General features: G+C 69.4%; 7 protein-coding genes. 5 read left to right on the top strand and 2 right to left on the bottom strand.

The window, feature by feature from the left end:
• A partial coding sequence (locus tag AB8Z36_RS20525; RefSeq protein WP_369214808.1) for an NYN domain-containing protein occupies nucleotides 1-760 on the bottom strand: 760 nt, incomplete at its 3' end.
• Nucleotides 761-1,091: 331 nt separating this feature from the next.
• Here AB8Z36_RS20525 and AB8Z36_RS20520 point away from each other — a divergent pair.
• Nucleotides 1,092-1,271, top strand: a complete 180-nt coding sequence (locus AB8Z36_RS20520) for a hypothetical protein (protein ID WP_369214807.1) — start codon at nucleotides 1,092-1,094, stop codon at nucleotides 1,269-1,271.
• 84 nt (nucleotides 1,272-1,355) lie between these two features.
• On the opposite strand, the gene dnaE is transcribed toward AB8Z36_RS20520, so the two are convergent.
• Nucleotides 1,356-4,898: a DNA polymerase III subunit alpha gene (dnaE, locus tag AB8Z36_RS20515; RefSeq protein ID WP_369214806.1), complete on the bottom strand. Its 3,543-nt coding sequence runs from the start codon at nucleotides 4,896-4,898 to the stop codon at nucleotides 1,356-1,358.
• Between the two features lie 230 nt (nucleotides 4,899-5,128).
• Here dnaE and AB8Z36_RS20510 point away from each other — a divergent pair, with 230 nt between their 5' ends.
• The 4 genes from AB8Z36_RS20510 to AB8Z36_RS20495 all read left to right on the top strand — a co-directional run.
• Entirely contained in the window at nucleotides 5,129-6,457 is a 1,329-nt protein-coding gene (locus AB8Z36_RS20510) for a DUF2252 domain-containing protein (RefSeq protein WP_369214805.1), read from the top strand.
• 90 nt (nucleotides 6,458-6,547) lie between these two features.
• Nucleotides 6,548-7,234, top strand: a complete 687-nt coding sequence (locus AB8Z36_RS20505) for a hypothetical protein (protein WP_369214804.1) — start codon at nucleotides 6,548-6,550, stop codon at nucleotides 7,232-7,234.
• A gap of 42 nt (nucleotides 7,235-7,276) precedes the next feature.
• Nucleotides 7,277-8,095 (top strand): thioredoxin domain-containing protein, encoded by an 819-nt coding sequence (locus AB8Z36_RS20500; RefSeq protein WP_369214803.1) that lies wholly within the window; start codon nucleotides 7,277-7,279, stop codon nucleotides 8,093-8,095.
• A gap of 130 nt (nucleotides 8,096-8,225) precedes the next feature.
• The coding region (locus AB8Z36_RS20495; protein WP_369214802.1) for a PhoD-like phosphatase N-terminal domain-containing protein at nucleotides 8,226-8,594 on the top strand (369 nt) is incomplete at its 3' end.

The following is an 8,594-nucleotide window of genomic DNA, read 5'->3' as shown; positions in this document are numbered from 1 at the left end:
GGTCCTTGGGGGTGGGCACGCCCTTGCCCGCGGGGCCGCGGTGTTCGGCGGGCTCCTGGCCGTTGGCCGCGGTGTCGGCGGCGTGTGCGGCGGGGGCCTCCTCCTCGGCGCGCTGCGCGGCGGCGGCGAGGGCGGACTCCGGGAGCGGTGCGGAGAGGATGGCGGCGATCTCGGGGCGCGGCACGGGCGGCGGCGCGCAGATGCCGGTCAGCTCCTTGGGGCGGACGGCCTTGGTGATCCAGGCCCGGTCGAGCACGCGCCGCTCGTCGGCCTCGGCGACCAGGTCCTCGGACTGGTTGTAGTCCCCGTCGGCGGCCTGTACGGCCCAGAGGTGGACGGCGACGCCGTGTTCCTTGGCCGCCATCATGCCGGGCAGCAGATCGCCGTCACCGGTGACGAGCACGACGTCGGAGCAGGCGCGGTTGCGGGCCAGTTCGGTCAGCTCGGCGTGCATGGCGGCGTCCACGCCCTTCTGCGCCCAGCGGCCGTCGCTGCGGGTCAGGGCGCCCAGGCGGACCGTCACACGGGGCATCACGCGCAGCCGGCGGTGCTCGGGCTGGGGCACGCGGTCGGGGGCTCCGTCGAACCAGTAGATGCGCAGCAGGGGGCGTTCGGTGTCGGCCTCGGCGCGTTCGCGCAGGCCCTGGATCAGGGCGGTGTGATCGACGGTGATCCGGGACCTGGACGGTTCTCCCGCGAGGAGACTCGCGGCCGCGCCCAGCAGATACCCGGCGTCCACCAGGACGATGCAGCGGTCCACGCGATCCACCCTCTTTCCCTGGAGATTCCCTGGCGTTCTCGGAAGTTCCTGAAAAGTGCCCGGAGGTTCCTGGACGTTCCCTCGAAGGCCCACGAACACACCCTGTGACGACAACGAATCAGGGTTGCGGGTCCGCGTCGGGTTTTCCTCCGAGTCTGCCCGACCCGGCGAAGGTAAACGGGCGGAACTCGATCTTCGGCGTGGCGCATCCACGCTTCCCTCACGGACGGCACCCATCACGCAGGGTAATTCTCCGACATGCGCGCATTGTCCGCCCATGTGAATCTGAACGCGTCATGGCCCCCAGATCCCCCTCAGGAGGAAGATCACCATGGCCAAGAACAAGAATCGCAAGCAGGGCGCCCAGCAGGACCGCACGTCGCAGGCCGAGCGGGCCTCGGAGCAGGCCAGGTCGTCCGCGACGGAGGCCCAGTCCTCGATGGAGTCGCAGGCCCAGGGCAGCCCGGCTGATGTTGCCCGTAAGCACCAGCGTCGCTTCGGCCACAACTGACGGCCGCGCAGGCACCGAGAAGGGGCGCACCCGATGCGGGTGCGCCCCTTTCGTCGTCTCGCGCGCCCTCTGGGGGGCTGCGGATCAGCCCGCCAGGCAGGACGGGCCGAGCAGCACCTTCAGGTCGCCGAAGAGGGCCGGGTCGGGCTTGACGCGGTGCCGGTCGAGCCGCAGCACCGTGGTCTTCTGGGCGCCCTGGAGCTTGATCCGCACCTCGCTGTTGCCGCGGTGGTGGCTGAGCACCTCGCCGAGGCGGGTGATCATCGGCGGGCTCACCTTGACCGTGGGGATGGTGATCACCACGGGCGCGTTGGTGCCCGCGTTCGACAGGTCGGGGACCTGCATCTCCATCGCGACCAGCCGGGGCACGTCCTCGCGCTTGTCGAGGCGGCCCTTGACGAAGACGACGGCGTCCTCGACCAGCTGCGTCGACACCAGCTGGTAGGTGGCGGGGAAGAACATGCACTCGATGGAGCCCGCCAGGTCCTCGACGGTGGCGATGGCCCAGGCATTGCCCTGCTTGGTCATCTTGCGCTGGAGGCCGGAGATGATGCCGCCGATGGTGACGACCGAGCCGTCGGAGAAGTCGCCTCCGGTGAGCTGGCCGATGCCCGCGTCGGCCTTGTCCGAGAGCACGTGCTCCAGGCCGAAGAGCGGGTGGTCGGAGACGTACAGACCGAGCATCTCGCGCTCCTGGGCGAGCAGGTAGGTCTTCTCCCACTCGTCCTCGGAGAACTCCACGTCGAGCCCGAAGCCCGGCTCGTCGCCGCCGGTCTCGTCGCCCATGCCGCCGAAGAGGTCGAACTGCCCCTCGGCCTCCTTGCGCTTGACCGCCACCACATTGTCGATCATCGGTTCGTACTGCGCGGTGAGGCCCTTGCGGGTGTGGCCCATGGTGTCGAAGGCGCCGGCCTTGATCAGCGACTCCGTGGTGCGCTTGTTGCAGGCGGTCGCCTCGACCTTGTCCAGGTAGTCGGGGAAGGAGGAGAACTTCCCCTTCGCCTTGCGCGAGCGGATGATCGACTCGACCACGTTCGTGCCGACGTTGCGCACGGCCTCCAGGCCGAAGAGGATCTCGTCGTCGCCCTGGGCGGCGAAGTTGTGCACCGACTCGTTCACGTTCGGCGGGAGCACCTTGATGCCCATGCGGCGGCACTCGTTCAGATAGACGGCCGACTTGTCCTTGTCGTCCTTGACCGAGGTCAGCAGGGCGGCCATGTACTCGGCGGGGTAGTTCGCCTTCAGGTAGGCGGTCCAGTAGGTGACCAGGCCGTACGCGGAGGAGTGCGCCTTGTTGAACGCGTATCCGGCGAAGGGGACCAGGACGTCCCACAGGGCCTGGATCGCCGCGTCGGAGTAGCCGTTCTTCCGGGCGCCCGCCTGGAAGAGGACGAAGTTCTTCTCCAGCTCCTCGGGCTTCTTCTTGCCCATCACGCGGCGCAGGATGTCGGCCTCGCCGAGCGAGTACCCGGCGACGATCTGGGCGGCCTTCTGCACCTGCTCCTGGTACACGATGAGGCCGTAGGTCAGGCCGAGCGTCTCCTTCAGGGGCTCTTCGAGCTCCGGGTGGATCGGCGTGATCTCCTGGCGGCCGTTCTTGCGCTCGGCGTAGTTCGTGTGCGAGTTCATGCCCATCGGGCCCGGCCGGTAGAGGGCCGAGACGGCGGAGATGTCCTCGAAGTTGTCGGGCTGCATCTGGCGGAGCAGCGAGCGCATCGGGCCGCCGTCGAACTGGAAGACGCCGAGCGTGTCACCGCGGCAGAGCAGCTCGAAGGTCTTGGGGTCGTCGAGGGGGAGCGAGAGCATCTCCAGGTCGATGCCCTTGTCATTGCGCACCATCTTGACGGCGTCGTCCATGATGGTGAGGTTGCGCAGGCCCAGGAAGTCCATCTTGAGCAGGCCGAGCGACTCGCACTGGGGATAGTCCCACTGCGTGATGGTCACGCCGTCGGTGTGCCGGACCCAGATCGGCGCGTGGTCGACGATCGGCTCGCTGGACATGATCACGCCGGCCGCGTGCACACCCATCTGCCGGACCAGGCCCTCCACGCCCTTGGCGGTGTCGATGACCTTCTTCACGTCCGGTTCGTTCTCGTACATCCCCCGGATCTCGCCCGCCTCGCTGTAGCGCGGGTGCTTGGGGTCGGTGATGCCGGAGAGGTCGATGCCCTTGCCGAGGACGTCGGCGGGCATCGCCTTGGTGAGGCGGTCGCCCATCGCGTACGGATAGCCGAGCACGCGCGCGGAGTCCTTGATGGCGTTCTTCGCCTTGATCTTGCCGTACGTACCGATCATGGCGACCTTGTCGGCGCCGTACTTCTCGGTCACGTACCTGATCACCTCGACGCGCCGACGCTCGTCGAAGTCGATGTCGACATCGGGCATGGAGACGCGCTCGGGGTTGAGGAACCGCTCGAAGATCAGGCCGTGCGTGATCGGGTCGAGGTCGGTGATGCCCATGGCGTACGCCACGATCGAACCGGCGGCGGAGCCTCGGCCGGGGCCGACCGCGATGCCGTTGTTCTTGGCCCACATGATGAAGTCGGCGACGACCAGGAAGTACCCCGGGAACCCCATCTGGATGATGATGTCCATCTCGTACTCGGCCTGCTTCTGCCGGTCCTCGGGGACGCCGCCCGGGTAGCGGCGCTCCATGCCGCGGCGGACCTCCTCCTGGAACCAGGTGACCTCGGTGAAGCCCTCCGGGATGTCGAACTTCGGCATCAGGTCGCGCTTCTCGAACATGCCGGTGGTGTCGATCTGCTCGGCCACCAGGAGCGTGTTGCGGCAGCCCTCCTGCCAGGCGTCGGAGGAGTCGATGGCGTACATCTCGTCCGTCGACTTCAGGTAGTAGCCGGTGCCGTCGAAGCGGAAGCGGTCCGGGTCGGAGAGGTTCTTGCCGGTCTGGATGCAGAGCAGGGCGTCGTGGGCCACCGACTCGTGCGCGTACGTGTAGTGCGAGTCGTTGGTCACCAGCGGCGGGATGCCGAGCTTCTTGCCGATCTCCAGGAGTCCGTCGCGGACCCGGCGCTCGATCTCGATGCCGTGGTCCATCAGCTCCAGGAAGTACCGGTCCTTGCCGAAGATCTCCTGGTACTCGGCGGCCGACTTCAGCGCCTCGTCGAACTGGCCGAGCCGCAGCCGTGTCTGGAGCTCGCCCGAGGGGCAGCCGGTGGAGGCGATCAGCCCCTCGGACCACTGGGAGATGGTCTCCTTGTCCATGCGCGGCCACTTCTGGAGCCAGCCCTCCGCGTACGCGTCCGAGGAGAGCCGGAACAGGTTGTGCAGGCCCGTCTGGTTCGCCGCCCAGATCGTCTTATGCGTATAACCACCCGAACCGGACACGTCGTCGCGCTTCTGATGCGGCTGGCCCCACTTGATCTTCCGCTTGTTGCGGCGCGACTCCGGGGCGACATACGCCTCGATGCCGATGATCGGCGTCACGCCCGCCTTCTGCGCCGAGTGGAAGAAGTCGTACGCCCCGTGGAGGTTGCCGTGGTCGGACATGGCGATGTGCGTCATGCCCATTTCATTGGCCGCGGTGAACATGTCCTTGAGCCGCGCGGCACCGTCAAGCAGCGAGTACTGGGTGTGCACATGCAGGTGCGTGAAGGGCGGCTTGGTCACGGCGGGAGGCCTCCGGTGAACGCTGGGCATCAGGCTGCGGGCAGTCTGGGGGACAGCGACGAAGTCTAATCCGGGGCGCGCCGACAGCGGACGGGCACTCGGGAGTACGGTCGTGCGTTGAGAGGGGCGGAGAGGCTGTCCCGCCGGGGCGAAAATTCTTTCACCCCCGACGCCCCACCCCGTGTCCCGCACCATGTCCCGCATCACCCTGTACCAGGAGGCACCCAGCGATGTCGGTCCCGCAGCCCACGGCTGAGCAGCGCGGCGAGGAGATCCTCGCCGTCTTCGGCACCGCGTTCGGCGAGCTGCTTGCCGCGGACCCCGCCGCGTTCCGGGTCAAGTTCCGGAAGATGGCCTCCTCCGCCTTCGCGTTCTACCGCGGCACGGCCTCCTTGTTCTACGCGGACCTGGAGCGCGAGCAGCACGGCGGGCCCTACCTCGACGACCGCACGGGCCGGGTGTGGATCCACGGCGACCTGCACGCCGAGAACTTCGGCACGTACATGGACGCCCAGGGCCGCCTGATCTTCAACGTGAACGACTTCGACGAGGCCTACGTAGGCCCCTTCACCTGGGACCTGAAGCGCTTCGCCGCCTCCGTCGCCCTGATCGGGTACACGAAGGCGCTCAGCGACGAGCAGATCACCGACCTGGTGCGGACGTATGCCGCGGCCTACCGCGAGCGGATCCACGACCTCGCGACGGGCGCCAAGAGCGACGAGGTGCCGCCCTTCACCCTCGACACCGCCCAGGGGCCCCTCCTGGACGCCCTGCGCGACGCCCGCGCCCTGACCCGCTTCGGGCTGCTGGACTCGATGACGGAGATCCGAGACTTCGAGCGCCGCTTCGCGCCGGGCGGCGGCTCCATCGAGCTCGACGCCGCCACGCGGTACAAGGTGCTCGCCGCCTTCGACGGCTATCTGGAGACCCTCCCCGAGTCCTCCCTGACCCGCCCGGACTCCTACCGCGTCAAGGACGTCGTGGGCCGCCGCGGCATCGGCATAGGCTCCGCGGGCCTGCCCTCGTACAACATCCTCCTGGAGGGCAACAGCGACGCCCTGGAGAACGACGTGGTGATCTACGTCAAGCAGGCCCAGACCCCGGCCGTCTCCCGCCACATCACCGACCCCGCCGTCCGCGGGTACTTCCAGCACGAGGGCCACCGCACGGTCATCTCGCAGCGCGCCCTCCAGGCGCACGCCGACCCGTGGCTCGGCTGGACCGAGCTGGACGGCGCGGGCCAGCTCGTCGCCGAGGTGTCGCCGTACGCGGTGGACCTGGACTGGTCGGACATCGACGACCTGGAGGAGATCGCCTCGGTCGTCGCCGACCTGGGCCGCGCCACCGCCACGATGCACGCCGCCGCGGACGACGAGAGCGGGCACTCCGAGCTGGTGCCGTTCTCCACCGAGCGCGCCATCGACGCCGCCATCGCGGCCGACGAGGCGGGCTTCGGGTACCTGCTCGTGGACTTCGCGCACAGGTACGGCGCGCGGGCGCGCGCCGACCACCAGATCTTCGTCGACCTCTTCCGCAACGGCCGCATTCCGGGTCTGTAGACCCTCCGGGGGCCCGTGTGTCCGCTCACGCGGAATTCACAGGCCCCCTTTAAGGACCCCCTACGCGAACACGTGACACACTCCTCCGCGATGGACATATCCGGGACCCAGCTACGCACGGTGCGCGCGGCGCTCTTCACGGCGCTCGTCGTGACGCTCTCCGCCGCGTCCCACGTGCTGCTGTCCCGGGCCCCCCTGCCGTCGGCCACGGTCGCCGCGATCGCCGCCGCCGTCTTCGTCCTCGCGTACGCGCTCGCGGGCCGCGAGCGGGGCTTCGGACGGATCGCCGCCCTGCTGATCCCGCTGGAGCTGGCCGCCGACACCGTGTTCACCGCGGGCCAGCACGTCTGTTACGGCCAGGCGGGCGGCCCCGTGGCGGGCCCGCTGCGCTCCGTCGGCTTCGACGTGCTGTGCGGCGGCACACCCATCGGTACGCCGCTCGCGCGGATGACGGCCGAGGGGCACGGCGGTCCCGCGGCCCTGCTCGCCGACGCCGACCCGGGCACCGCCTGGCTGCTCCTCGGGGCGCACATCGGTGTGGGCCTCGTCGCGGCGGCGTGGCTGCGGCGCGGTGAGCGGGCGCTGGCCCAGCTGCTGCGCGCCGTCGCGGCGGCCACCTTCCGGCCACTGCTGCTCGCGGTCGCCCCGGCCACCGCCGTGAGGGCGCCCGTACGGCGGCTGCCGCGCCCCGAGCGCCGGGCCCGCGCCACCCGTAACCGTCTGCTCGTGCACTTCGTGGGACGGCGTGGACCGCCGTGCCGGGCCCTCACCGCCTGAGCACGGCCCGCCCCACACAGTCACGCACACGGAGAAACGAACATGAGCAAGCGCAACAGCCAGGCCGCCAAGTCCGCCGCCCGCGAGCGCATCCGCGCCCAGCAGGAGGCCGAGCGCAAGCGCGAGAAGCGGAAGCGGGCGACCATCGTCGGCGTCTCGATCGTCGCCGTCCTCGCGATAGCCGGCGGCGTCGGCTATGCCGTCATGCAGTCCAACAAGCCCGGCCACTGGGAGGCCGCGGCGGACGAGAAGCTGGTCAAGCCGGCGAACTCCACCGGCAAGAACGGCACGACCGTCGTCATCGGCAAGGACTCCGCGAAGAAGACCCTGAAGGTCTACGAGGACCCGCGCTGCCCGATCTGCGCCTCCTTCGAGCAGACGGTCGGCCCGACGGTCGAGAAGGACGTCGAGGACGGCAAGTACAAGATCCAGTTCATCGGCGCCACCTTCCTCGACCGGAACATCCCGGGTGAGGGTTCGCGCAACGCCCTCAGCGCGCTCGGCGCGGCGCTGAACGTCAGCGACGAGGCGTTCCTCCAGTACAAGAAGGTCCTGTACTCCGCCGACGTCCACCCCTCGGAGCAGGACGACAAGTTCAAGGACGACGCCGTCCTCCTGAAGGCCGCCGACAAGGTGCCCGACCTCAAGAAGAGCGCGGCCTTCAAGAAGGACGTGAAGAACGGCACCTTCGACCGCTGGGCGATCGAGATGTCCAAGACGTTCGACGACAACAAGGACGGCGTCGAGGGCACGCCCTCCTTCGTGATGGACGGCAAGCAGCTCACCGCGCCGGGCTCCAAGAACGCCCCGAGCACGGTCGAGGACTACAAGACGGCGATCGACAAGGCCCTCAAGGGCTGAACACCGGCCTGAACACCGGGCCGTACACCGGGCAGGGCACCGCCCGCTGACACGGCGCACGGGAAAAGAGCGGGCGAACTTCACGGGTTCGCCCGCTCTTTCCGATTACCGCTGAGTAGGGTGATCGCCCGTGACCAGTCGAAACGATCTCCAGCCGCCGCTCAACTCCGCGGTCCCCAGCCGCCGTACGGTCGTCAAGGCCGCCGCAGCGACCGCCGCGCTCGGCGCCCCGCTGGCCGCCGTGCCCGCCCACGCCGCCGAGGGGCCCGCCTTCCACCACGGGGTCGCCTCCGGGGACCCGCTGCCGGACGGCGTCCTGCTCTGGACCCGCGTGACGCCCGCCCCCGACGCCGTGCCCGGCTCCGGCAAGGGCCCCGACATGACGGTCGGCTGGGAGATAGCCGAGGACAAGGGGTTCACCCGGGTCGTCGGCCGGGGCAGCACCACCGCGCGGGCGGCGTCGGACCACACGGTCAAGGCCGACGTAAGGGGCCTGCGC

It is taken from the genome of Streptomyces flavofungini (assembly GCF_041028215.1).
Taxonomy (GTDB): domain Bacteria; phylum Actinomycetota; class Actinomycetes; order Streptomycetales; family Streptomycetaceae; genus Streptomyces; species Streptomyces flavofungini_B.
The sequence above is the reverse complement of the archived record's forward strand: the minus strand, read 5'-3'. Positions and strand labels throughout refer to the sequence as shown.

Excerpts from the sequence above, each read along its gene's own strand:
- AB8Z36_RS20510 (WP_369214805.1), top strand. The coding sequence starts at position 5,129 with ATGTCGGTCCCGCAGCCCACGGCTGAGCAGCGCGGCGAGGAGATCCTC.
- AB8Z36_RS20500 (WP_369214803.1), top strand. The coding sequence starts at position 7,277 with ATGAGCAAGCGCAACAGCCAGGCCGCCAAGTCCGCCGCCCGCGAGCGC.
- AB8Z36_RS20520 (WP_369214807.1), top strand. The coding sequence starts at position 1,092 with ATGGCCAAGAACAAGAATCGCAAGCAGGGCGCCCAGCAGGACCGCACG.
- AB8Z36_RS20505 (WP_369214804.1), top strand. The coding sequence starts at position 6,548 with ATGGACATATCCGGGACCCAGCTACGCACGGTGCGCGCGGCGCTCTTC.